The organism is Gordoniibacillus kamchatkensis (assembly GCF_000829455.1).
In the GTDB taxonomy this organism is placed as follows: domain Bacteria; phylum Bacillota; class Bacilli; order Paenibacillales; family NBRC-103111; genus Gordoniibacillus; species Gordoniibacillus kamchatkensis.
The window spans coordinates 50,332-73,469 of record NZ_JXAK01000038.1 but is presented as its reverse complement, the minus strand read 5'-3'; the positions used below and the strand labels follow the sequence as shown (position 1 = coordinate 73,469).

Here is a 23,138-nt window from a genome sequence, read left to right as displayed (position 1 = left end):
CCCGTCTATGGAGCCTCGACAAGGCGCAAAACGTGGAGGACCTTAAGGCTTGGCTCGCCCGCGCGCAAAAGCTGATCAACGATTACAACTCCCGCAACCAGGATGCGCCGCTGCCGGAGCCGAGCTTCGTCGTCGAGCTGAAGTTCGACGGTTTGAGCCGCACAAGCATCTGTCCCGTCTATGGAGCCTCGACAAGGCGCAAAACGTGGAGGACCTTAAGGCTTGGCTCGCCCGCGCGCAAAAGCTGATCAACGATTACAACTCCCGCAACCCGGATGCGCCGCTGCCGGAGCCGAGCTTCGTCGTCGAGCTGAAGTTCGACGGTTTGACGCTCAACCTGACCTATGACGGAGGCCGGCTCGTGCAGGCCGCGACGCGCGGCAACGGCACGGTCGGCGAAGGCATTTTGGCGCAGGTGAAGACGATCCGCTCCGTGCCGCTCGAAATACCGTACAAGGACGGCGTGGTGGAAATCCAGGGCGAAGGCATGATGCTGCTGTCGGTGCTCGAGGCGTACAACAAGACAGCCGCCGAGCCGCTGAAGAACGCCCGCAACGCCGCGGCCGGGGCGCTCCGCAACCTGAATCCTCAAGTGACCGCCGAACGTAAGCTTACTGCGTACTTCTACAACGTGGGCTACAGCGACAACATCGCATTCGCCAACCATAAAGACATGATCGAATTTTTGCGGGAGAACCGGTTCAAAGTTAGCCCGTACATTTACTATTACGACAACATCGACGACGTCATTGCGGCGCTGAACCTGGTCGCCGAGGAGCGGCACAGCTTCGACTTCCTGATCGACGGCGCCGTCGTGAAGCTGACCGACATGCGTACCCGCGAGGCGCTCGGCTACACCGAGAAGTTCCCGCGCTGGGCTGTCGCTTTCAAGTTCGAAGCCGAAGAAGTGACAACTACGCTGCTGGACGTAACGTGGGAAGTAGGTCGCACCGGCAAAATCACCCCAGCCGCCAAGCTCGAGCCGGTCGATATCGGCGGAGTGACGGTGCAGAACGCCACGCTCAACAATATCGGCGATATCGAGCGCAAAAACTTGAAATACGCCATCGGCTCGCTCATTTTCCTGAGACGGTCCAACGACGTCATCCCGGAGGTGCTCGGCAAGGCGACGGAGGAAGCGGACGGGCGCGAAGTCGTCTACCCGACGCACTGTCCGGCGTGCGGCACCGAGCTGGAGCAGCGGGGCGCGCACCTGTTCTGCCCGAACCGGCTCGGCTGCAAGCCGCAGACGATAGGCCGCATCGCCCACTTCGCCTCGCGCAACGCGATGGACATCGAGACGTTCAGCGAGATGACCGCGACGCAGCTGTACGAGGAGCTCGGCGTCCGCGACCCGGCGGATTTGTATTACCTCACCTTCGACGATCTGATCAAGCTCGACCGGTTCGGCGAGAAAAAGGCGAACAACTTGCTGGAGGCGCTGGAAAAGAGCAAAACGCGCGATCTCGCATCGTTTCTTAACGCGCTCGGCATCCCGAACACGGGGCAGACGACAACGAAAGTGCTCGCCGACCATTTCCGCAGCCTGGACAAAGTGATGGAAGCGAGCGTCGAGGAACTGCTGACGATCCATGATGTCGGAGGCATCGTGGCCGAGAGCATTTACGGCTTTTTCCACGACCCGATCGTTCAGGAGAACATTCGCCGCATGCTGGCCGCCGGCGTTGCGCCTCAGAGCGCGGAGCCGCCGGCGGCGGCAGCGAGTCCGGACAATCCGTTTTACGGCAAGACGGTCGTCCTTACCGGCACGCTCCAGACGATGGGGCGCGACGAAGCGACGAAGAAGCTCGAGGCGCTCGGCGCCAAAGTGACCGGCTCCGTTTCGAAGAAGACGGACATCGTCATCGCCGGCGAAGCGGCGGGAAGCAAGCTCGCCAAAGCGCAGGAGCTCGGCATCCGCATCATCGACGACGAGAACGAGCTGAACGCTTTGCTGAATCAGGCGTAATGTCGAGTCAAAAGCGGCTGTCCAAAAAGTGTTCTCACAAGTGACATCTATTGCAGAAAAGGACCTCCAAATCCGCTGGCATAGTGGAAATGGGGGTCCTTTTTAGCTTCAAATGGCTCAATTTGAGTGCGATAAAGTGCTCGTTTTGCCGATTCGGAATATTAGAGTTCCTATTGATACAGCAAGTTAAAGTCCAAGTTCGTTATGCACAAACTGTGGTGACGCTAATTTGGACCCGAAAGTCCTACAACGTTGGTTGGCACCTCAAGATAGCGAATTTTGTTCTTTGTATACGGAATTCTCGGGCGCAAAACAGAAATGTCGGTAAAATCCGCCCCGAACAACGTCATGGAAGTCGTAAATTAAGGAACAAATTCGTTGTCGGCTTTTCGGGGCTCTTTGGGGACTGCATTGGATCTATGTGGCGGCAATCAACACGGCATGTCCTTTTCCAAGTCATGTGATGGGGGGCAGTATGCCCTCGAAATACCCGCCAAGATACAGGTACGCCATGTCGTCGTGCCTCGCCATGCTTGGAATGCGCCCGGGAGGAGGAACGTGTTTGTTGCTCCCGGTAAGCATAAGCTGCGCACGCGGATGGCTAACTCCACTGCAAAACCGCGTTCGACCTAAGCACGGCGCAAGCCGGCTCCGCTTATTCCATCTTTAATCCGCCCCCAGAATGGCTAACTCCGCTACAAGGCGTTTAAGCTGCAGGGGTGTATCGGTGAACGTTTTCGCCGCCGGCTTAACGACGACAAACGCGCACGCAGCAAAGGACGGCGTAATCCGTTTCCGCTTGTTTAAGAAATCGGAGCTATAGCGGTAACCCGCTTCATCGGCAAAAGGATGCGTACCGTCGTGCCTTGTCCCGGCTTGCTGTCCACCTCCAGCTTGCCGCCGTGCTTCTCGATCGCCAAGGTGCTGTACGTAAGCCCAAGGCCAAAATGATGCTGTCCGGTACCAAGCTTCGTCGAATAGAACGGCGCCTCCGCTTTCGGCAAATGTTCGGGCGCCATGCCGCTGCCGTTATCCGCAATTTCCAGCTTCAATTTCCTCCCGGCGCGCGCCAGCCGAACGTCGACGGCACCGTCCCCGGCGGGCACCGCGTCGAGCGCGTTATGCAGCAGCTCGAGAAAAGTTCCGATCATATGGAGCTTGTCGCAAGTTACGACCACATGCAGGTCCGGACGGAAGCGGACCGCGGCCTTTTGCTCGCTGCGGTCTTGGAGACAAACGTCGATAGCGGTGCGGATCAGTTCATTGAAGCTATACGGTTCCTCGCGCAGCTCGATCGGCTCCGTATGATGCCGGATGCGCTGCAGCATAGCGGTGATGTGCGCAATTTCCTCGCGGATCCGCTGTGCTTCCGGCTCTAGCAACGTCGAATCCGTTTGTACCGCAATCCGGCTGGCCAGCAGGTCGATACCGGCGAGCCGCTCTTCGAGCGAACGGAGGAGCAAAGACGACCCCGTCGTCATTGCATGCAGCGCACCGGCTCCAAAATGCCGATCAAGCCGAGACTGAGGACCGGATACGCCGAACAGGGAGACAATGCTTAGAAACAGCACGAACGCACACGCTGCCCCCGCCAGTATGAAGCCGCTCCAGCCTTGCAGCCCCGGGGATAAATAATGAAACAGCAGCAGGGCAGAAACGCCCGGAACGAAGACGAACAGCTCGGCGACATGTTTTCGCTGCAGCGGTTCTTTGCGGGCGAACGCGTGCTTGCCCAGCATAAGAAAAATGGCTGCCAGCAAGTAAGCGCAAGTCCAGACGAGGAAGAACGGGTGGTCCGGACGCAAATTGCCGTCATGAAGCGTCGCCGCCGTAATGAGCGGAGGCAGCAGCAGGAGTGCACCGGCCGCCCGCTTCCAATGAAGGCGGCGCCATTTCCAAGCGGCCGCTCCGGCCATGAGCAAAGCGTAGGGCATACCCGTTTCCGCCGCGAACCGAAGCACTTGCTGCGCAAAGACGGCATAGGCGGACGAACCCGCGGCAAGCCCGACATAAGCCGACGCTTCGAACAGGGCCGCGAACAGCAAGCATACGGCGCACCAACGTTTCGTTTCGTCCTTGCGATCTAACAGAAAAATACCGGCCAAGCCGAGCTTGACCGCAAATACGAGCGCTAAAATGGCCATACAGGCCGCACCTCTATCTCTATTGCACGTAGCAGCCGGTGTCGTGCGGATTGATTTTGATCCAGCCGGATTTAGTTTTGCGGCGGAATAGGGCAATCATTAGACAGCGCGGCGCCAGCAACCATAAGTGAAAAAACAGCAGGCTGTCCAGTGCCGTGCCGGAAAGCCACGGGTAGAGCGCGCCGATCGCGGCAAGTCCGGCGAGCAGCACGTTGCTTTGAATCCGCCGCGTAAGCGGCAGCGGAGCGAAGCCGACCGGCAGCACGCCGTTCCACAGGGCGCCGAAGCGCCAGCCCCACACCGAAGCCGTGCCGCCTCGCATCATCCATAAGCATAGGCGGGTTATGACGCCTTGTAAAGCGACAGTCAGCGGAGCGGCAACGAGCAGCCACAACCAGCCGCCGTGCAGCGACAGGACGAAAGCGAACATCGCAAGCGCCAGCCAGTAAACGGTCACTAACGGATACGAATGGCGGATTTTCATGAGCAGCTTGTAGTTGTAAATCGTAGAATCGCCGGACAACGACGATGACAAATTCGTCAAGTGAGGCCAACCTCCGGAGGAACCGCGCAGCTCCCAGTGGAATACAATAAACTATATCCTATATCGGCCGAACGGCGGAGAAGATTGAGAGCGATAGTTTAAGAGGATGCGCGGCCGGACATACTGGTAGGAAAAGGGATTGAGGTGACGGCCATGGAAGAAGCGCAGTCCCGGGCGGGCACACCGCCGGCTGAGTCGGCGGAGACGCCGGAAACGCAGCCGGCTGCGGCGACCTGCATGATTTGCGGGCAGCAAAAAACCGACGGCATCCACATTTTATACGGCTTCATCTGCGACTCCTGCGAGCTCGAGATCGTACGAACGGATGTCATGGATGACAAATACGCTTTCTTCGTCAACCGAATGAAGCAAATTTTTTATAAAAAAGACGCTTGAGTGAGACACGCCGCGAGGACGTGTCTTTTTTTCTTACGTCCGTTAAAGCGATAATGCGAAACGAGGATCTTTCCGAACGGAGACAAAAGCTTCCTTGCTTTCGAAGCGAGTTTTGATGCGCAAAATTTGCAGGTCGCTCATCTTGGAGTTTTTTATCACTGTGCGACTGTTGTGCTATAATGAGAGGAAAATTGCGGCGGCTGAGCCGGCAGGATGGAGGAAGTGCGGCATCATGTTTGCAAGAACGGAGAATTGGCGGCAATTCACGGCGCGTTATCCGCTTCTGAGCGTCATTCTCGCGGTCAATACCGCGGTTTTGTATATACGTATATTCGTTTCGGCGGGCAGCAGCCGGAGCTGGTGTATCCTTTCGGCGGCATGCTGCCGGATGCGCTGCAGCGCGGCGAGCATGGCGGTTCGTCACCTATGCGTTTCTGCACGCCGGCTTTATGCATTTTCTCATGAACACCGCGTTCCTGCTCATCATTGCCCCGCCGCTGGAATGGATGCTCGGCCGGGGCAAATTCGCGCTGCTGCTGGCCGTTTCCGTGCTGGCGACGTCTGGGCTCATTTACATCGCGGGCAACCAGGCGGGCGTCGGACTGTCGGGCTTTTGCTACGGCGTGCTCGGCACGTTCGCCGTGCTGGCGCTGCGGCGCAAAGACTTGCTCGACCGTACCAGCGTCCAAGTCGTATGGAGCTGGATCGCCGTAGGCTGGGCCGGTACGCTGCTCATCCCGGGCATCAGCATTCTCGGGCATCTCGGCGGCTTTCTCGGCGGGCTGCTGTTCGGACTCGCAGCGGTAAGACCGGGAGCCCGGCTCCGGGCATGGGTACCGGTGCCGCCAAAGAACCGGGCGCAGCAAGGAGATCAACCGTTCCCCGGCGAAAATGGCTCCGTCCCCCCGGCCGGGCAGGAGGAACGACGCCATGGCGAGCCTTGATCCGCGGCGGGCGCCTCTGTTCGAGGCGCTGGCGGCGCATGCCGCGGCGCGGCATGCCTCGTTTCACGTGCCCGGCCATAAGTCCGGACAAGCATTCGCCCAGCTTGAGGAAGGGGCGCCGGAGCGCTTTTACTACGAGCGGCTGCTGCAGCTTGATTTGACTGAGCTGAACGGGCTTGATGACCTGCACCAGCCGCAAGGGGCGATTCTCGACGCGGAACGGCTGGCGGCCGATTGCTTCGGCGCGGAGCGGACGCATTTTCTCGTCGGCGGATCGACGGTCGGCAATCTGGCGATGGTGCTCGCCGTATGCAGCCGCGGCGACCTGCTCCTCGTGGAGCGCAGCGTGCACAAGTCGGTGCTGCACGGGTTGATGCTGGCGGGGGCGCAGGCCGTGTTTCTGCCGCCCCGTATCGACGGGGCGACTGGCATCGCGGCAGGCGTGGATCCCGCGACGTAAGGGACGCTTTGGACAGGTATCCCGAAGCGCGCGGGCTGCTGGTGACGAACCCGAACTATTACGGCATGGCGTCGGATTTGACCGAGCTCGCGGCGCTGCTGCATGCGCGCGGCAAGCCGCTGCTTGTGGACGAGGCGCATGGCGCCCATTTCGGCTTCCTTCCGGAGCTGCCGCCTTCGGCGCTTTCGCGCGGGGCGGACGCCGCCGTGCAGTCGACGCACAAAATGCTGACGGGGATGACGATGGGGGCGATGCTGCATCTGCAGGGCAAGCTTGTGGATGCGGCCGCGGTCACCCGGCTGCTCGCGATGGTGCAGAGCTCGAGCCCGTCGTATCCGATCCTGGCCTCGCTCGACTTGGCCCGCCGCGCCGTGCACACGGCGGAGGCCGCGCGCGCCTCGCGCAAGCGCTCGCCGCGGCGCAGCGCGCGCGGCGGTGGCTCCGCGAGCAGCGTGGTACGGCTCGCTCGCCGCGGCTGCGGACGTGCCTGCTGCAGGCACGTCCGGCTGCGCCGGCGCGTCAGCGGCCCCCGCGGGGCGGGGGACCTATGACGCGCTGGACCCGTTCAAGGTGACGGTGTGGGACGCCACCGGCACCTTGAACGGGTACGCGCTGCAGCGCGAGCTGGAGCGCCGCGGCTGCTTCGCCGAGCTCGCGGCGCCGCGCCATGCGCTGCTCGCGTTCGGGCCGGCGTCCACCGACGCGGACGCTGCCCGGCTCATTGCCGCGCTGGGTGACATCGCGCGGCAGCACCGCCTGCCGGACCGTCCGCTGCGCGGTCCGGCCGCGCCGCCGCTGCCTTTTCCGGCAGCGGCCCGCATGTCCGAGCCGGTCGCTTTCGGCTTGACCGGCTCCAGCCAGGCTGTTGGCTCGCCGATTGTCCGCCATGTACCGCTGCACGCTGCTGAAGGATTACGCGCGGCAGCAATGGTTATTCCGTACCCGCCCGGCATCCCGGTGCTGTATCCCGGCGAGCGAATCACCGCCGAAACAGCTGCGTACTTGCAGGAGCTAGCTGCGCAAGGGGCCCATTTTCAAGGTACGCCTGACGGCAAGTTGGAGCTGATCGAAGTCATCGACGAACGTGCCTGAGCGAACGATGCGGTAATAGCGCTATTGCAACGCTTCTGAAAGCTAGCGTCACAATTCTAACTGGAAAACATACCGTTATTCCTCATCAAGGAGCTCAATCTGTACGCTTTAACCGGAAAAGGTCAAGCTAATTATGCCGTTTTCCCGTTTTTTTGAGTAATGCCGCAAATGTAAATGGAGATTTTCCTGCAAATACCTCCGTACCGTTGCAGTACGGACTTTTAGCGGTACCTTTTCCAGCTATTTGTGGGGGACGCGGATTAACGCAGCCACGTATGAGACGCGCCCGCGCAAAATCATTTCCATCCGGGCCCCATGCCCTTGAACAGCGAGGTCGTCCTAGTGAAACAAGGAATTTTTATCAGCTTAGAAGGCGGCGAAGGTGCCGGTAAATCGACTGTATTGCAGCGGCTGATCGCTCACTTCACCGAGCGGGGCATCGCGATTTTGTCCACCCGGGAGCCGGGAGGCATTCCGATTGCCGAGCGCATTCGCGAAGTGGTCCACGATGTGGCTCATACAAGTATGGAAGCGCGGACCGAGGCGTTGCTATATGCCGCAGCCCGACGCCAGCACCTCGTTGAGAAAGTCGTGCCTGCGCTGGAAGCCGGTAAGGTCGTATTGTGCGACCGTTTCGTCGACAGCAGTCTGGCCTACCAAGGATATGCCCGAGGCCTTGGCATCGACGAGATTTATGCGATCAATCGGTTTGCCATCGGGCCGTTCTTGCCTGACGTGACGCTATATTTCGACGTCACCCCCGAAACCGGGATGCGCCGCATCGCCGCCAACGCCGAGCGTGAAGTGAACCGCCTTGACCTTGAGGGGCTTGAGTTTCACAAACGGGTGCGCGAAGGGTATCACGAGCTTTTGCGCAGGTTCCCCGAGCGCATCATCCGTATCGACGCCGAAGCGGGCCCGGAAGCCGTTTTCCACAACGCCTTGGCGGCTTTGGCAGCTAAGCTTGGTGAACGTCTTCCGATTTAGAGGTTGGCCACGGAAACAGAGTGAGACAACTTGCCTTGACCCCATCCGTACGAAGCCAACTAGGGCAAGCAATACAGTACCGTCGATTGATGATGCTTGTCGAATGTGTCTCACTCTTGATCCGGCCACTATCCGCCGTTGCTCCAATATACGAAAGAGGAGCTGCCATGAAGCAAGCTCCTCCATTGTTCAAATCACTATGCATCTGCTGATCGGGGATTATTTTTCGGCGTCGTCTTAAGAAGCAGCGAGAGTGGTTTTCCCGAGACCGGATGTATCGGTTCTTTACAATCCCGAAGCTCGATTCCAGCCATTTTTAATTCGTTCAACCAGGCTCCCATAGTCCGATAAAACCAAGGCATCTTTGCTTTGTACCCTTCACCCATGTTAGAGAAGGTTTCTTCTCTCCAACCGCTTTCATACCGGCCATCTTGTGCAATACTATAAGGATGTAATGTATGTATGATGATAATTCCGTTGGGTGAAAGAATGGAAGTGAGCGATTGCAATAAGGATGTTATTTCTTCAGAGAACAGAGAAAAATTACACACTGCTACGTCAAAATCGTGACCAATCTGCAACGGGTTCCTGCCGAAGTCCGAATAATTTAAGTAGTGGAAAATGCCTCCTCCGGCGGCAGACGCCTTTTCCACAAGCTCTTCACTTCCGTCAAACCCTACAACTTCTATGCCTTGTTCGCTTAGGGCGCGAGCCAGCCAGCCCTCGCCGCAACCCACATCGAGGACTTTATTCGGCTGAAGTGAAATGATCTCGTTCAAGACGGCATGATCAGTTGATACTTTTCTGCTTTCAATTTCTTTGAGGCGAATGGAATTAGTCCAGGCTTCAGCATTCGCTTTCCAGCTATCTTCCAACTGAGATTCAAACTCTTTCATATAAGCCTCCTTCATGGTTTTTTATGCGTAGAAAGAAAGTCAGCTAGTATAAGACTGATCAACATAAAAGTGCTAGACAGAATATTCGTGATTTTTTATTCAAGTCCTTTATTACAACTCTCCTTCCCGTTGACCTTCGACGAAAAGCCGCATCCCTGACAACCAACTAGCCTACTCACAAACCAGCGCCGCTGCCGCCAAAGTTCGACTGCGCAACAAGCCGCGCTCCGCGGCGACGCGGCGCCCGGCAAATACAGTCACGTTTGGGGCCCAGTTCGCTTATAATAAAAAAAGCGGAGCAGGAATTTTGCCGTCTGACGTCAAATATTTAAATATTTCCACTTTTACGCATCCTCAGCGGTTGTAAACGTTTGCTAGCTCCCCTTTTTAGAGCGTTTTGAGGTATAATCAATTAAAGGAGGCGCATGCCGATGAAACTCGTCATTGCCGTAGTTCAAGACAAGGACAGTAATCGTTTGTCCAATGCCCTCATCCAGGAAGGGTTCCGCGCAACGAAGCTGGCCTCGACGGGCGGCTTCCTGCGGGCCGGCAACACCACCTTCATGATCGGTACGGAAGACGACCGCGTACCCGATGTGCTCAAGGTCATTCGCGCCAACTGCAAAGTACGCGAACAGCTCGTCACTCCGGTCTCGCCTATGGGCGGTACGACCGACTCCTACATTCCTTTCCCGGTTGAAGTGCAGGTAGGCGGAGCTGCAGTGTTTGTCGTGCCGGTGGAGCGGTTCGAGCACTTCTAAGAACGAACAGTCGAAAGCAGGTGGCCGATCGTGAAAATTTATCCTGGCTTGCCGCCCACCGGAGGCATGAAACGCCCTGAGACCGTACAGTCCCGCGAGCAGCCAGCGCGGAGCTTCGCGGATACGATGCAGCAGCAGGATGAAAAAGTGACGGGCGAGCAGCTGGCCCGGATGGCGGAGCAAATCAAGCTCCAAGGCGATCGGCTCGCCCGCTCGATGACTGTGCGTTCGCTTCGCATGTACAGAGCGCTCGTCAAGCAATTTCTGGAGGAGACGGCGCGCCGCGGGGTCGGTCTCAAGGAAACGAAAGGTTGGGACCGGCGCGGCCGCACCCGCCGTTACAAGCTGCTCGACGAGATCGACAGCCGCCTGACCGCGATGGCCGACGAGCTGGTCGAAACCGAGCAGGGGCGTCTTGAGCTGCTGCAGCGGATCGGGGAAATTCGCGGCTTGCTCATCAATATTTTATTTTGACGAATAGGAAGTACCCGTATGTCCTTTAACGATATTCCGGGACAAACAACGGCCAAGCGTATGCTGCAGAACAGCTTGCGGCGAGGCAAAGTGTCCCATGCCTATATTTTCAGCGGCCCGGTCGGCACCGGACGCAAAGCGATGGCGTTTGCGCTCGCGCAGGCCATCTATTGCAAAGAAAGCGAAGACGACGCTTGCGGGGAATGCCTGGAGTGCCGCAAAGTGCTGCACGGCAACCATCCCGACATTCATCTCGTCGAACCTGACGGCGCGACGATCAAGATCGACCAGATTCGGACGCTGCAAAAAGAATTCGCCTATAAAGCAACGGCTTCCGCAACCAAAATCTACATCCTCGTCCAGGCGGAGCGGATGACGACGCAAGCCGCCAATTCGCTGCTCAAATTTTTGGAAGAGCCGTCGTCCAGCGTTGTCGCCATTTTGATTACCGAGAACGGCCACGCTTTGCTGCCGACGATTCAGTCGCGCGCGCAATGGGTGTCGTTCACGCCGATGCCGAGGCGCGACATGATGGCTGCACTGCAGCAGGAAGGCCTACCGCTTACGCTGATCCGACCGGCCGTCCACCTGGCTGCGGGGCTCGGCGCCGCGCGGGAGCTGGCGACAGCAAGTTGGTTTGCAGAAATGAGAAACGTAGTGTTACAATTAGCGAAAGAAACGTATACCCGTTTCCCGCAAGCGTTCATGACCATTCAGCAAAAGCTGACGAAGTCGGAGCTTGCCGAGCATTTGCCCACATTTTACGACTTGCTCACCTTGTGGCTTAAAGATATGGTGCAGCTTTGCCTTTTGCGCAGAGAGCACCTCGTATACCCGGACCATTCCGACTGGATGGAGCCGCTGGCCCGGACCCGGGATGTGCGGGAATGGATCCGGCTGACCGGACAAGCTGTAGAATTGCAAAAAAGGCTCCGTTCCAACGCTAACCCGCAACTTTTGCTGGAGCGTACGATGATTGCCATTCAGGGGGGGGTAATATGTATTCGGTAGTAGGTGTCCGCTTCAAGAAAGCGGGCAAAATCTATTATTTCGATCCGTTAGACCTTCCCATTGATAAAGAAGACGCCGTCATCGTGGAAACCGCGAGGGGCGTCGAATACGGGAAAGTCGTCATCGGGAGAAAAATTGTCGGCGAAGGAGACGTTGTCCTCCCGCTCAAAAAAGTGATTCGGGTCGCCGACCAGAACGACGCCAAGCTGGTGGACGAGAACCGAAACGCCGCCAAAGACGCAATGGTCATCTGCCAGAACAAAGTGCGCGAGCACAAGCTCGGCATGAAGCTGGTCGATGTGGAATATACGTTTGACCGCAACAAAATCATTTTCTACTTCACGGCCGAAGGGCGCGTCGATTTCCGCGAGCTCGTCAAAGATTTGGCCAGCATTTTCCGCACCCGTATCGAGCTGAGGCAGATCGGCGTCCGCGACGAAGCGAAAATGCTCGGCGGCATCGGTCCGTGCGGCCGCATCCTGTGCTGCTCCTCGTTCCTCGGCGATTTCGAGCCGGTGTCGATCAAAATGGCCAAAGACCAGAACCTGTCGCTGAACCCGACCAAAATTTCCGGGCTGTGCGGCCGGCTCATGTGCTGTTTGAAATACGAGCACGACAACTACGAAAGCGCGCGCGATAGCATGCCGACCGTAGGCCGGATCGTTGTGACGTCTTACGGCAACGGCAAAGTGTTGTCGCTGAATGCGAACGAACGCACGGCCAAAGTGCAGCTGTTCGATCTGGGCAAAACGATGGATTTGCCTTTCGACGACGTGGTGGAGCAAGAGTAGGGCGTCTGCTGCGCAGGCAGATGGCAAGCCGCCGAGAGGTGACATAAGTGGAAAAACAAGAGTTGTTTACGAAGATGGATCGGCTGGAGAAGGAGCTTGGCGTATTATTTGCCGACTTCGGCGATCTGAAAAGCAAGCTGATCGAGCTGCTGGAGGAGAATCAGAGGCTTAGCATCGAGAATCAACAGCTCCGCAAGCTGCTCAAGCGGGAAGAGGCATATACGGAGGGCCTCGGGGCTCCCAAGTTGGCCACGGAAGCGGTAGCGGCCAGCGCGGGTGTGAGCGCCGGCGCCAAACCGGCGCCGATACCGGCCGGCGAAGGGTATGACAACCTGGCCCGACTATATTACGAAGGGTTTCACATTTGCAACGTGCATTACGGCCACCTTCGCACCGAAGGGGACTGCCTGTTCTGCATTTCTTTCTTAAACAAATAAGCGAATGCCGCCGTAGGGCCGCGCTCGGGAGCGCGAGTTCTACGGTTTTCTGCAAATTTGCGGAATGTCGGGGTGCCGCTTGATGGCGATGGAAATGTACCATGCTAAATGGTTTCAACGGCACGTGTGGGCTGCCTTTTTTTCCGTCGCGAAAATGGAGGACTGGCCGGTCAGCCTTCGTTGCAAGTACGTGTTTACGCGGCCCGGTCAAAGTGAAAAAGGCTTAGCGGAACAACGTTCCTTTATTTCGTCATTTCCCGGGTATTTCCCGAAATTAACGGAACGGCGTTCCGCAATTGCCTTATGATCCTGCCGAAATCACTCGGCCTGCGGTAAATAACGGAACAGCGTTCCGTTATTTTCAGCAGAATTGTACCGTCCATGCACTATAACGGAACATAGTTCCGTTATGGTTAGTTGGGTACGGCAGCATCAAGATTGTGTGAAAGGAAACTACATTCAATATGCCAAGCGATACAAATAACTCTTTACATAAACCGGCTACCGAGCCTCAACCGTTCACAATAAGGCAGCAACGGCTGCCGAGCGTCGGACTGACGGACGATATGGCATCGCCAGGCAACGCTGACCCGATAATCAACGCAGCACAGCCAGCCAACGCAGCGCCAGCCGGTGCGGGCCTGGCAGTTAATAACGCACATTCAGCCGATGTTGGACTGCAAGCAACCGCCAGACAGATGGCCGACGCTGCATTGTTAGCCAACGCCGGACTGCCGGACGACATGACATCGCCTGGCAACGCTGACCCGCTAATCAACGCAGCACAGCCAGCCAACGCAGCACAGCCAGCCAACGCAGCACAGCCAGCCACACCACTGACCAGCGCCGCACCGGCTGCCGCGGCCGCGCCGCAAGCCGCTGCCGGACCGCAGGACCCGGCCGAAGACGTCCAGCTGCTTGCGTCGGAGCGCATTGACGATTTGCTTACGCACGATTTGCGCATTATCCAGAGCGACGAGGTGTTCGCCTTTTCGCTTGATGCTGTGCTGCTGGCGCGCTTTTGCTCCGCACCGCCGCGGGGCCGCATCATCGACCTTTGCAGCGGCAACGGAGTCATTCCGCTGCTGCTCACTACCCGGACGGCGGCGCATATGCGCGCCGTGGAAATTCAGCCGCGGCTTGCCGACATGGCTGCGCGCAGCGTGCGCCTCAATCGCCTGCAACCGCAAATCGAAGTGCTGTGCGCGGATCTTCGCGATCTGCCGCGCGATATCGGCTATGGAGGATATGACCTGGTTACGGTCAATCCTCCTTATTTGCCGGTGCCTTCGGGGGATCAGAATGTGAACGAACATTTTGCTGCGGCCCGGCATGAGCTGTACGCCACGCTGGAAGATGTCGTGCGGACGGCTTCCCGGCTCGCCAAGTTCGGCGGCCGCGTAGCGATGGTGCACCGCCCGCATCGGCTCGTCGATATTTGCACGCTGATGCGGCAATACCGAATCGAGCCGAAGCGCATCTGCTTCGTGCATCCCCGCGCCGGCGACGAAGCCAACATGGTTCTCGTCGAAGGGCTGCAGGGGGGCAAGCCGGAGCTGCGCACGCTGCCGCCGATCATCGTCTACAAAAACAAAACCGAGTACACGGACGAGCTGCAGCACATTTTTTACGGCACAAGCAATGAACTGAACCGGACTTAAAGGAGGACTTGGGCGCCCGTGCTGCAAGTGCAACAAAGCTTTACCGGCGACGGCGGGTCCGACCGCAGCCCGAAGAGGGGCGTTTTGTACCTCGTCGCTACGCCGATCGGCAATCTTGAGGACATGACGTACAGGGCTGTGCGCATTTTGCGCGAAGCGGACTGTATCGCGGCGGAAGACACACGGCAAACGCGCAAGCTGCTGTCGCATTTTGACATCCATACCCGGCTCGTCAGCTATCATGAGCATAACAAGCAGGCGAGCGGGCCGGAGCTAGTCCGGCTCATGCGCGACGAAGGGCTTGCAATCGCTCTCGTCAGCGACGCGGGGCTTCCCGCGATATCCGACCCGGGAGCCGATCTGGCGCGCCTTGCCGCCAGGGAAGGCATCGCCGTTATTCCCGTGCCGGGGGCCAATGCGGCGCTGTCCGGATTGATCGCCTCCGGACTGCCGACTGACCGGTTTACGTTCATTGGCTTCGCTCCCCGCGAGCGCAAGGAGCTGCGGCTCGAGCTCGAACGGTTGAAGGCCGCCCCGGAGACGCTGCTGTTTTACGAATCCCCGCACCGGATCGAAAAAACGCTGGAGGCGATGGGGGAAGCTTGGGGAATGCAGCGCCGCGTTTGCCTCGCCCGCGAGCTGACGAAACGTTACGAGGAGTTTGTGCGCGGCACCATTGCCGAATGTTTGGAACATTTGGCGGTGCACCGGCCGCAGGGCGAGTATGTGCTGATCGTCGAAGGCGCAACGCCGGAGGAGCGGCGCGCCGCCGAACAAGCGTGGTGGGAGGCGCTGACGCTGGAGCAGCACGTGGCCCATTACGAGAGCCAAGGCGACAGCCGCAAAGACGCCATGAAAAAAACCGCCTCCGACCGCGGCCTCACCAAGCGCGACGTGTACAACGCGCTGCTGTGACGGCGTGCATGCGCCGCTGCCCGCTGCCGCTCCGGCATGAACGCGAGGGGCTGGATCGCCCATGAACGCGTGCGGGGGGAGAAGCGCTTGCACCGGGATTGGAACGGATGAAGTGGCGCGTTCCAACCTCAATCGGTAAAGAAGAAATGGCGCAACGAAGGGATAAATAGGCACACGTACTTACGGTCCTGCCGGAAAAGTGCGGCGCGCATAATGGGTCGTGCCCTTTGCTTTGGAGAATCGACCCTGCCTTCCAGGGCAGCGAGCCAGTGGTGCTGCGACGAGTCGCAGGCGACCTGATTGGCGCGGAGTCGGTGCCAGCGGTAAAAGGCGCAGCGAAGGGTGGAATATGGGGTGGAGCAGCGGCTTTTAAACTCGTTCCCTCCGCACGGTCAAATTCCGGGAACACGGGTTTAACGGCGCCGGCCCCCCTATTCCAACCCGCAGTGGAGCCCCTTTTTCGATTGCAAACAATTACCCTTGTCCGAAGCGACGCACTGCCAATCGTTAGCAAAAAAATATCCCTATCCGAAGGCAGGGGCCTCGGGCAGGGACATAGAGGAGTATGAAAAAGGTTAGAATTACCGATAGGAGTTTTGCTTATTTCTATTATATACTATTTTTTTTACTTTGTCACAGGTGTTGGCATTTCCGTAAGGCAAACATTGCAAACAATTTTTCCTTTGAAGTAGGTCACGTTCTCGGCGTTGCCGCAGAAGATGCAGGCAGGCTCGTATTTTTTGAGCATGATGCGCTCGCCGTCTACATAAATTTCGAGTGCGTCTTTTTCGCCGATGCCCAGCGTGCGGCGCAGCTCGATCGGGATGACAACACGTCCCAGCTCATCGACTTTTCTTACGATACCGGTGGATTTCATCATCTATGAAGTCCCCTCTCTCCCAAGTTAGGTGAATAAATTTTTGTCGCCAGTATTCGACACCGTTTTCGATACTTATGATACCATTCATTCCCAAATCAGTCAACCTATTTTTCTGCGTTTCTATCGCGTTTTTGACCGCAATTTTGCTTCAATTACCTAACAATTGGTAAAGGTGTATTGAACTGACGAGCAAACGATCCATATTTCCGGAGTTGAACGGCCAAGTGTCCTTATGTAAAATGGTACTAAAAAACTGGAAGCTTGGCTAGACCTAATTTCTAAAAATTCGACAACAAACGACATTTCGCTCCTAATTGTGTCGATTCTTTGTCAGATTCAAAATGTTAAGATCATAAAAGCGGTAAAGCGCAATGTAAATCAGTCTGAACGGCATAAAAAGCTACCCTGCTTACGAAGTGAGTTTTGCTGCGCGAAACTTGTGAGCCGTACCTCGTCGAATTGACTCCGGGAAAAGCTTTTTTTTACAAAAAAATCCCGTTCCTTGTACAGCTGGCACGAGCGCGGGGAGCGGTGGGAGGTCATCCGCCTTGCAAGAAGAGAAAGTGTTCAAAGACCCGGTCCACAAATACATTTACGTCCAGGACCGGACGATTTGGGATCTCATTAACACGCAAGAATTTCAGCGGCTGCGCCGAATCCGCCAACTGGGCACGTCTTATTTGACGTTTCACGGGGCGGAGCATAGCCGGTTCTCCCATTCGCTCGGCGTTTATGAAGTAACGCGCAAAATCATCTCCCAGTTCGAACGGAACCAGTATGAAGACTGGCCGCAGGAAGAGCGGCTGCTCTGCCTGTGCGCGGCGCTGCTGCACGATCTTGGGCACGGGCCGTTCTCCCATTCGATTGAAAAAGCGTTCCGCACGCATCACGAGGACTGGACGTGCCGCATCGTGCTCGGAGACACCGAAGTGAACCGCGTGCTGCGGCGGGTGTCGGACGATTTTCCGCAGCAGGTGGCGGGAGTCATTTGCAAAACGTACCATAAGCCGATCGTCGTCGGTCTCGTCTCGAGCCAGCTTGACGCCGACCGGATGGATTATTTGCTGCGGGACGCCTATTTTACAGGAGTCAATTACGGCACTTTCGATCTGGAGCGTATCTTGCGGGTCATACGGCCATACAAGGGGCGTATTGTCGTGAAGGAAAGCGGCATGCATGCAGTGGAAGACTATTTGATGTCCCGTTACCAAATGTATTGGCAAGTGTATTTCCATCCGGTGACGCGCTCGGCGGAAATCGTGCTCTCCAAAATATTCGAACGCGCGAAGGAGCTTTATGAGGAGGGTTACCGCTACCAATTCATGCCGAATCCGCTGCAAGCCTTGTTCGAGAACCGCATGACGGTGGAAAATTATTTGCTGCTCGACGAAGCGCTGATGCAGACGGTGCTGGCGTTCTGGAGCGGCGAAGCCGATCCGGTGCTGGCCGACCTGTGCTCGCGCTTTCTCCACCGGCGGCTGCTTAAGTTTATGGTGCTCGAGCCGTACGAGCCACAGATGCTGCACCGCACAGTGGAGCTGATGGAACGGGCGGGCATCGACCCGGCGTATTATCTCGAGATTGACTTCCCGTCCGACCTCGCTTACGACGTATACCGGCCGGGCGAATCCGACGAAAAGCTGCCGATTCTGCTCGTGGATGCGGGCGATCAGCTGACCGAAATCTCGCACAAGTCGGACATCGTCAGATCGATCAGCAACCTGCAGCTCGGCAAACATCATCTGTACTATCCGGACGAGTGGATCGGCAAGCTCGGCTTGTCCGGAGAGGCGGAGCTGCGCAGCATCATTGCCGGTTAACGATACATAGAAAAAAGGAGACTTTCACGCCTCATGCTGACGGACACGCATACACACCTGAACGCCGAACAATTCGACGAAGACCGCGAGGCGGCCATCCGGCGCGCGCAAGAAGCGGGTGTAACCCGCATTGTCAATATCGGCATCAACCGGGAACATATCCCGTCTTCCATCGAGCTGGCGGAGCGATACGATTTTATTTGGTCGACCGTCGGCTGGCATCCGCAGGATGCCGTCACGATGCAGCCCGGCGACATCGAATGGCTGGAGGAGCTGAGCCGCCACCCGAAGGTCGTCGCTATCGGCGAGATCGGCCTCGACTATTATTGGGACACGTCGCCGAAAGACGTGCAGCACCGCGTTTTCCGCGAGCAAATACGGCTCGCCCGCAAAGTCGGGCTGCCGATCGTCATCCATAACCGGGACGCCCATCACGACGTGCTGACCATCCTGAAAGAAGAAAAGGCCGCTGAGGTAGGCGGCATTATGCACTGTTTCTCCGGCTCGTGGGAGACGGCCAAACAGTGCCTCGACATGAACTTCTACATTTCGTTCGGTGGCCCGGTCACGTTCAAGAACGCGAAGCAGCCGAAAGAGGTGCTGCAGCAAGTGCCGCTAGACCGGCTCTTGATCGAGACCGATTCGCCATACTTGACCCCGCACCCGCATCGCGGCAAACGGAACGAAACCGCCTACGTCCGGCTCGTCGCCGAAGCGGCGGCGGAACTGAAAGGGATCACTTTCGAGGAGCTGGCCCGGGCGACGACCGACAACGCCATCCGGCTGCTGAAGCTGACCTGAATAGCACATGCAAAATGCCCAAGGAACCGCAGCAGTTCCTTGGGCATTTTGTATCGGTAAACGTCAGCCGAGAAACGATATAATTTTCCGGACGATATCGAGCAGCCATAGGATCGAAAGCCCGAGCGAAATATTAAAAATGATCGACCATAGCAGGGCGGACGACCATTTGCGAACCTTTTTGCTCTCCATACGAATCCCACCTCAATTCCAGTATGGACAAAAGGCCGGATTGTAAACGGAGTCCGCACCCGAAAAATAGCGTCATGGCCGAAACGGCCCCTCGCTACGCCTCAAACTTGCGCCGCAGCGCAGGGCGAAGCCGGAATCGAAGCGCGGCCAGCACGGCCGCCAGCGACAACAGCGGTGCGGCGGCAACTAGAGGCCCGGGGGAGGCGGTAAGTGCATAAGCCGCGCTGAGAAGGGCCGTCTGGGCGATTGCAAGCGGGGCGACGAGCGTCAGCACGGCGGAAGACTGCCAGCGGCGGGGCACCGGATACAGCTCCAGCCAGAACGTATAGCGGTGCGCTTCCGCCAGCGCCGAGAGCTGCACGAGCCCGAGCAGCGGCAGCCCGATCAGGAACGCAGCTTTGAGCCAAGCTTCCGAGATGAAGACGACAAGCAGCAGACCGACGATCGTAAACCGCGCATACATGCCGAACAGCTCCGTCCGCAGCAGCGTCTTTTCATATAAAAAGAGGTGCGTGTGCTCGCGCTTCACCGCCAGCCGCCGGCTGAGAGCGGCGAGCCAGCCGCGCTTACGGACAGGCTCCGGCAGCTGGGGGACGTCCGTGAACCAGCGGAACCAGCGGTACAGCCGCCGCTGCTGCGCCGCTTCGCGCGCAAGCAGCATGTCCCAGCCCAGCGAAAACATTCTACTATTATATAGAAGAAACGCCAATAGGATGGAAGCTGCTGCAACGGCCAAGCAAGCCGCCAGCCAGCTTGCTTCGAGCCATATCGGCACGAACGCCGCCGTCGCCGCGAACCTCAATACGCGCAGCAGCGAACGCCATCTGCCGTTCACGAGCCTGGACTCTTGCCAATCGGCCCACAGCTGCAAGCCTTTGAGCGCCAAGGCTGTCCCTAACATCCATGGAAACGGATGGGGCGCGCCGCCTCCGCCGAATTTTGCGTAAAGCGGCCACAGCGCTGTGAGCGCCGCCGCCGTTTTTGCCGCCTGCACTATCCAGCTGTAGAGAAACGCCTGGCGAAAGTAGACGCCGAGCCTTCCTTCCAAAGGCAGCAAAAACACCCGATCCGCCGGCCGCACGAGCGTGCGCACGCCGCCTAGAGCCAGCGCCGGTGCAAGCAATAGAACGGCGATCCAGATATAAGGAAACGTCGATGGCAATCGCTTAAGCAGCGCTCCGTATTCGTAAGCCCCGCCGATCAGCAGCGCCGTCGCTACGAGCGCGAATCCGCTCCGTCCGACATCGCGCCAATACCCGAGCGCCTCTCGCGCGAACGATGTAAAACGGTGCCGCCACAGCGTCTGCGGCGTCATCGCGGCAGCTGATCCGCCATTCGACATGCCTGTCATTCGCGCCCCTCCCGCACGAGCTCGTAAAACACGTCGTCCAGCGCGGCATCCTGGCCGCAGCCGGCAGCTCGCCGCAGCTCCGTCATGGCGCCGGACGCCACAATTCGACCTCGATGCAGCACGACGAACTTGTCGCAATACGCCTCGATGGTCGACAAAATGTGTGAAGAAATGAGAAAGGAGGCGCCGCTCTTTTTGCGCTCCACCATAAGCTCAAGCAGCGACTTCATAGCCAGCGGATCGAGCCCGAGGAACGGCTCGTCGATCACATACAGGGGCGGCTCGGCGAGGAATGCGTTCATGATCATTACTTTTTGCCGCATCCCTTTGGACAATTGGAGCGGCAAGCTGCTGCGCTTGCCAGTCATTCGGAACTCGTCCAGCAGCCGGTCCGCGCGCTCGTCGAGCTGCTCGCGCGTAAGCCCGTAAGCCATCGCCGTCAGTTCAAGATGCTCGCGAACCGTCAATTCGTCGTATAGCTCCGGCGATTCGGGGACGTAGGCGAACGCCGCCCGGTAGCCGAGAGGATCGCCGGCAAGCGTGCGCCCGGCGACGCGGATTTCGCCTTGCTGCGGCTGCAGCAGGCCGAGGATGTGCTTGATCGTCGTGCTCTTTCCCGCGCCGTTCAATCCGATCAGGCCTGCCATTTCCCCGGGAAGCAGCGTCAAATTCAGCTCTTTTAGCACCGGCTTGCCAGGCAAATAACCGCCGTACAAACGCTCAATTTCGAGTATCGGTGTCAATGCGGAAGCCTCCCGAAAGTATGGAATGTTCACGGTTTTTTCACTGTTTTCCCTGCACATGCACTCAAAATCGGAGTTATGCAAGCAAGAAATGTAGATCGAGCGTGATATTCACGGTTTTGCTTGGAGAAAACGCCGGAATTAGCCGGAATTTCCGTTTTGCGTTGTCTTTACAGCTTTGTATTTCCAATATAAACTACTTTCATAATAACTTAATAAACCGCCATATTTCCAATCGCTGAATTTCCGCTAGGAAAACGGGGGACCCGTTGCATCTGTGTAGGGCTTATCCTGAATCGCCGAGCGATCGGCAGGAAGCCACTAGCAGCGGCTCAAATCTTTGGGGTGAATCCATGGGCTTTGTTACTTGAAGCCCGGGTAGGGCGACTCTCACGCCCGAATCCGTCAGCTAACCTCGTAAGCGTGCAGAGAGAGGTACCTTTGTCGTGTCTTTGTCAACCTTAATTTGACATCTCCATGAGACCACGGGGAAGACGTCCTCTTCTCAGACGGTCTCTTTTTGTTATTTTCATAATTGTCATTAGCTTGGGAGGCTGCTCGTACAATCGAATCATGGGGAGGTGAACGCCGGGACTATCAACCGGACATCCTAGAACTCCTTGGTCGGTAGCGGAGAAAAAAACGAAAAACCATTAACCCTAGGTCACGTCATTCTAATCATGCGTAACACTCGACGGCGGGGCTTTGAAGGAGGACCGAAGAAGTGGGCATTTTTCCAGGTGTGGAAACCCATGTAAAGCGATCATCCAGCATGTCCTTCGCATTGCGATGGAAGCATGAAAACTTGCGTACGATTATGATCATTGCCTTATTGTCATGCGCGATGACTTTCATGTTTTTGGTGTTGTTGTACGGTACGGCTACCAAGAGCGTATCCGTGGTTGTGAACGGACAGGAACATCAGGTGAAGACGAAAGCATTTGTCCTGCAACGCCTACTGGATGAACAAGCCATCAAGATCGGGGAGCACGACCGCGTATCCGCGGCTTTGGACACGAAGCTGACGGACGGAATGCGCGTTACGATCGACCGTGCGAAACCGATCCGATTGACTGCTGACGGAGAGACGAAGACTGTATTTACCACCGGCAAGACAGTCGAAAGTGCACTGCAGGAATTGAATATAACGCTCGGTGAGCTGGATAAAGTCGTTCCGCCGCTGGAGGCGGGCATTAGCGATGATGCCGCCGTCAAGATCGTACGGGTGAAGAAGGTGCTGGAACAAGTCACCGAACCGATCGCGTACGAGACGGAGAAGAAGACCGACTCTACCTTGCTGAAGGGCAAGGAGCAGGTCGTGCAAGAAGGCAAAGAAGGCGTGCTGGCGAAGACGAAAGAAAAGGTGTTCGAAGACGGACAGCTCGTCGCCGAGAACGTCGTCGACCAGTCCGTCGCTCAAGAAAGCGTCAAGAAAGTCGTAGCTGTAGGGACGAAGCCGCCGGTCACGGTGCTTTCGTCAGGCTCGCCGGACGTCGATACGGTGTCCAAAGACGGCAAAAACTTCAGCTACAAACAAATCCTGAAGAACGTCACGCTCACCGCTTATTCCGCGGGCTGGGAATCAACCGGCAAGAGCGAAGGAAGCCCTGGCTTCGGCAAGACGTTTACGGGCACAACGGTGACGGAAGGCCGCACGATCGCGGTCGATCCGAAAGTTATCCCGCTCGGCTGGTGGGTCTATATCGACGGGGTCGGCTTCCGCCGCGCCGAAGATACAGGCAGTGCCGTGAAAGGCAATACGATCGACGTTTATTACGAGAGCGAGAGCTACGCCAACCGTTTCGGCACGAAGCGCGGCTATACGGTCTATGTTATCGGACCGAAGAAGCCTTCCGAGGATTGAGCCGA

The 23,138-nt window shown here is 57.5% G+C and carries 25 protein-coding genes, 1 pseudogene and 1 riboswitch; of the genes and pseudogenes, 19 read left to right on the top strand and 7 right to left on the bottom strand.

Going from position 1 to position 23,138, the window contains the following annotated elements:
* Both SD70_RS38330 and ligA read left to right on the top strand, forming a co-directional pair.
* Positions 1 to 248 (top strand): hypothetical protein (locus SD70_RS38330; RefSeq protein ID WP_231571345.1); only part of this gene is annotated, 248 nt, incomplete at its 5' end.
* A pseudogene (gene ligA, locus SD70_RS20475) lies at positions 149 to 1,969 on the top strand (NAD-dependent DNA ligase LigA); the annotation flags it as partial. The gene SD70_RS38330 and the pseudogene ligA, both read left to right, overlap by 100 nt.
* A gap of 803 nt (positions 1,970 to 2,772) precedes the next feature.
* On the opposite strand, the gene SD70_RS20470 reads toward ligA, so the two are convergent.
* Positions 2,773 to 4,113 carry a sensor histidine kinase gene (locus SD70_RS20470; RefSeq protein WP_041049362.1) on the bottom strand — a complete coding sequence of 447 codons (1,341 nt, stop codon included), beginning with the start codon at positions 4,111 to 4,113 and terminating at the stop codon, positions 2,773 to 2,775.
* A gap of 19 nt (positions 4,114 to 4,132) precedes the next feature.
* The gene (locus SD70_RS20465; RefSeq protein ID WP_041049361.1) at positions 4,133 to 4,657 is read right to left on the bottom strand and encodes a hypothetical protein; all 525 of its coding nucleotides are present in this window, start codon (positions 4,655 to 4,657) and stop codon (positions 4,133 to 4,135) included.
* A gap of 153 nt (positions 4,658 to 4,810) precedes the next feature.
* On the opposite strand from SD70_RS20465, the gene SD70_RS20460 reads away from it, so the two are divergent.
* The 7 genes from SD70_RS20460 (at position 4,811) to tmk (ending at position 8,536) form a co-directional block, all read left to right on the top strand.
* Positions 4,811 to 5,053: a sigma factor G inhibitor Gin gene (locus SD70_RS20460; protein ID WP_082053524.1), complete on the top strand. Its 243-nt coding sequence runs from the start codon at positions 4,811 to 4,813 to the stop codon at positions 5,051 to 5,053.
* Between the two features lie 222 nt (positions 5,054 to 5,275).
* On the top strand, positions 5,276 to 5,518 hold the full coding sequence (locus SD70_RS38325) for a hypothetical protein (protein WP_231571340.1): 243 nt from the start codon (positions 5,276 to 5,278) through the stop codon (positions 5,516 to 5,518).
* Positions 5,515 to 5,997, top strand: a complete 483-nt coding sequence (locus SD70_RS20450; RefSeq protein WP_394297992.1) for a rhomboid family intramembrane serine protease — start codon at positions 5,515 to 5,517, stop codon at positions 5,995 to 5,997. The genes SD70_RS38325 and SD70_RS20450 overlap by 4 nt, the downstream gene beginning before the upstream one ends.
* Entirely contained in the window at positions 5,984 to 6,457 is a 474-nt protein-coding gene (locus SD70_RS39895; protein WP_052487687.1) for a hypothetical protein, read from the top strand. The genes SD70_RS20450 and SD70_RS39895 overlap by 14 nt, the downstream gene beginning before the upstream one ends.
* A gap of 8 nt (positions 6,458 to 6,465) precedes the next feature.
* Positions 6,466 to 7,008, top strand: coding sequence for a hypothetical protein (locus SD70_RS39890; RefSeq protein WP_052487686.1), 543 nt, complete (start codon positions 6,466 to 6,468; stop codon positions 7,006 to 7,008).
* Positions 6,941 to 7,549, top strand: coding sequence for an Orn/Lys/Arg family decarboxylase (locus SD70_RS20440; protein ID WP_197081095.1), 609 nt, complete (start codon positions 6,941 to 6,943; stop codon positions 7,547 to 7,549). The genes SD70_RS39890 and SD70_RS20440 overlap by 68 nt, the downstream gene beginning before the upstream one ends.
* Before the next feature lie 315 nt (positions 7,550 to 7,864).
* Positions 7,865 to 8,536 carry a dTMP kinase gene (gene tmk / locus SD70_RS20435; RefSeq protein WP_041049358.1) on the top strand — a complete coding sequence of 224 codons (672 nt, stop codon included), beginning with the start codon at positions 7,865 to 7,867 and terminating at the stop codon, positions 8,534 to 8,536.
* A 197-nt stretch (positions 8,537 to 8,733) separates the two neighbouring features.
* Here tmk and SD70_RS20430 read toward each other — a convergent pair whose 3' ends face one another.
* Entirely contained in the window at positions 8,734 to 9,432 is a 699-nt protein-coding gene (locus SD70_RS20430; protein WP_041049357.1) for a class I SAM-dependent methyltransferase, read from the bottom strand.
* A gap of 431 nt (positions 9,433 to 9,863) precedes the next feature.
* Between SD70_RS20430 and SD70_RS20425 the strand changes: the two genes are divergently transcribed.
* The 7 genes from SD70_RS20425 (at position 9,864) to rsmI (ending at position 15,482) form a co-directional block, all read left to right on the top strand.
* Entirely contained in the window at positions 9,864 to 10,193 is a 330-nt protein-coding gene (locus tag SD70_RS20425) for a cyclic-di-AMP receptor (protein WP_041049356.1), read from the top strand.
* A 30-nt stretch (positions 10,194 to 10,223) separates the two neighbouring features.
* Positions 10,224 to 10,667 carry a YaaR family protein gene (locus SD70_RS20420; RefSeq protein ID WP_041049355.1) on the top strand — a complete coding sequence of 148 codons (444 nt, stop codon included), beginning with the start codon at positions 10,224 to 10,226 and terminating at the stop codon, positions 10,665 to 10,667.
* Between the two features lie 18 nt (positions 10,668 to 10,685).
* A complete protein-coding gene (holB, locus tag SD70_RS20415) occupies positions 10,686 to 11,678 on the top strand; it encodes a DNA polymerase III subunit delta' (protein ID WP_041049354.1) in 993 nt (330 codons plus the stop codon).
* The gene (locus tag SD70_RS20410) at positions 11,666 to 12,469 is read left to right on the top strand and encodes a PSP1 domain-containing protein (RefSeq protein WP_041049353.1); all 804 of its coding nucleotides are present in this window, start codon (positions 11,666 to 11,668) and stop codon (positions 12,467 to 12,469) included. Before holB ends, SD70_RS20410 begins: the two co-directional genes overlap by 13 nt.
* A 74-nt stretch (positions 12,470 to 12,543) precedes the next feature.
* Positions 12,544 to 12,906: an initiation-control protein YabA gene (locus tag SD70_RS20405; protein WP_394297996.1), complete on the top strand. Its 363-nt coding sequence runs from the start codon at positions 12,544 to 12,546 to the stop codon at positions 12,904 to 12,906.
* 914 nt (positions 12,907 to 13,820) lie between these two features.
* Complete coding sequence (locus SD70_RS20395; protein WP_041049370.1) at positions 13,821 to 14,567, top strand: tRNA1(Val) (adenine(37)-N6)-methyltransferase; 747 nt, start codon at positions 13,821 to 13,823, stop codon at positions 14,565 to 14,567.
* Positions 14,568 to 14,588: 21 nt separating this feature from the next.
* Entirely contained in the window at positions 14,589 to 15,482 is an 894-nt protein-coding gene (gene rsmI, locus SD70_RS20390; protein WP_041049369.1) for a 16S rRNA (cytidine(1402)-2'-O)-methyltransferase, read from the top strand.
* Between the two features lie 625 nt (positions 15,483 to 16,107).
* Here the strand turns inward: rsmI and SD70_RS20385 are convergent.
* Positions 16,108 to 16,362 carry an AbrB/MazE/SpoVT family DNA-binding domain-containing protein gene (locus SD70_RS20385; protein WP_041049350.1) on the bottom strand — a complete coding sequence of 85 codons (255 nt, stop codon included), beginning with the start codon at positions 16,360 to 16,362 and terminating at the stop codon, positions 16,108 to 16,110.
* 548 nt (positions 16,363 to 16,910) lie between these two features.
* On the opposite strand from SD70_RS20385, the gene SD70_RS20380 reads away from it, so the two are divergent.
* Positions 16,911 to 18,182, top strand: coding sequence for an HD domain-containing protein (locus tag SD70_RS20380; RefSeq protein WP_041049349.1), 1,272 nt, complete (start codon positions 16,911 to 16,913; stop codon positions 18,180 to 18,182).
* A 33-nt stretch (positions 18,183 to 18,215) separates the two neighbouring features.
* Positions 18,216 to 18,983, top strand: a complete 768-nt coding sequence (locus SD70_RS20375) for a TatD family hydrolase (protein WP_041049348.1) — start codon at positions 18,216 to 18,218, stop codon at positions 18,981 to 18,983.
* A 63-nt stretch (positions 18,984 to 19,046) separates the two neighbouring features.
* Here SD70_RS20375 and SD70_RS39340 read toward each other — a convergent pair whose 3' ends face one another.
* From SD70_RS39340 to SD70_RS20365, 3 genes are all read right to left on the bottom strand, one after another.
* Positions 19,047 to 19,175 carry a hypothetical protein gene (locus SD70_RS39340; protein WP_269432497.1) on the bottom strand — a complete coding sequence of 43 codons (129 nt, stop codon included), beginning with the start codon at positions 19,173 to 19,175 and terminating at the stop codon, positions 19,047 to 19,049.
* A 94-nt stretch (positions 19,176 to 19,269) separates the two neighbouring features.
* Positions 19,270 to 20,526 (bottom strand): ABC transporter permease, encoded by a 1,257-nt coding sequence (locus SD70_RS20370; RefSeq protein ID WP_041049347.1) that lies wholly within the window; start codon positions 20,524 to 20,526, stop codon positions 19,270 to 19,272.
* Positions 20,523 to 21,269 carry an ABC transporter ATP-binding protein gene (locus tag SD70_RS20365; protein ID WP_041049346.1) on the bottom strand — a complete coding sequence of 249 codons (747 nt, stop codon included), beginning with the start codon at positions 21,267 to 21,269 and terminating at the stop codon, positions 20,523 to 20,525. The genes SD70_RS20370 and SD70_RS20365 overlap by 4 nt, the downstream gene beginning before the upstream one ends.
* 226 nt (positions 21,270 to 21,495) lie before the next feature.
* Positions 21,496 to 21,709, top strand: a riboswitch (cyclic di-AMP (ydaO/yuaA leader).
* Positions 21,710 to 21,993: 284 nt separating this feature from the next.
* Between SD70_RS20365 and SD70_RS20360 the strand changes: the two genes are divergently transcribed.
* The gene (locus SD70_RS20360; RefSeq protein WP_041049345.1) at positions 21,994 to 23,133 is read left to right on the top strand and encodes a 3D domain-containing protein; all 1,140 of its coding nucleotides are present in this window, start codon (positions 21,994 to 21,996) and stop codon (positions 23,131 to 23,133) included.
* The last annotated feature ends 5 nt before the right edge of the window (positions 23,134 to 23,138 follow it).

Bases quoted from the DNA above. Each gene is read 5' to 3' on its own strand.
- SD70_RS20470 (WP_041049362.1), bottom strand. From the start codon at position 4,113: ATGGCCATTTTAGCGCTCGTATTTGCGGTCAAGCTCGGCTTGGCCGGT.
- SD70_RS20460 (WP_082053524.1), top strand. From the start codon at position 4,811: ATGGAAGAAGCGCAGTCCCGGGCGGGCACACCGCCGGCTGAGTCGGCG.
- SD70_RS20450 (WP_394297992.1), top strand. From the start codon at position 5,515: ATGAACACCGCGTTCCTGCTCATCATTGCCCCGCCGCTGGAATGGATG.
- SD70_RS39895 (WP_052487687.1), top strand. From the start codon at position 5,984: ATGGCGAGCCTTGATCCGCGGCGGGCGCCTCTGTTCGAGGCGCTGGCG.
- tmk (WP_041049358.1), top strand. From the start codon at position 7,865: ATGCCCTTGAACAGCGAGGTCGTCCTAGTGAAACAAGGAATTTTTATC.
- SD70_RS20430 (WP_041049357.1), bottom strand. From the start codon at position 9,432: ATGAAAGAGTTTGAATCTCAGTTGGAAGATAGCTGGAAAGCGAATGCT.
- SD70_RS20425 (WP_041049356.1), top strand. From the start codon at position 9,864: ATGAAACTCGTCATTGCCGTAGTTCAAGACAAGGACAGTAATCGTTTG.
- holB (WP_041049354.1), top strand. From the start codon at position 10,686: ATGTCCTTTAACGATATTCCGGGACAAACAACGGCCAAGCGTATGCTG.
- SD70_RS20410 (WP_041049353.1), top strand. From the start codon at position 11,666: ATGTATTCGGTAGTAGGTGTCCGCTTCAAGAAAGCGGGCAAAATCTAT.
- SD70_RS20405 (WP_394297996.1), top strand. From the start codon at position 12,544: ATGGATCGGCTGGAGAAGGAGCTTGGCGTATTATTTGCCGACTTCGGC.
- SD70_RS20385 (WP_041049350.1), bottom strand. From the start codon at position 16,362: ATGATGAAATCCACCGGTATCGTAAGAAAAGTCGATGAGCTGGGACGT.
- SD70_RS20375 (WP_041049348.1), top strand. From the start codon at position 18,216: ATGCTGACGGACACGCATACACACCTGAACGCCGAACAATTCGACGAA.
- SD70_RS39340 (WP_269432497.1), bottom strand. From the start codon at position 19,175: ATGGAGAGCAAAAAGGTTCGCAAATGGTCGTCCGCCCTGCTATGGTCG.
- SD70_RS20370 (WP_041049347.1), bottom strand. From the start codon at position 20,526: ATGACAGGCATGTCGAATGGCGGATCAGCTGCCGCGATGACGCCGCAG.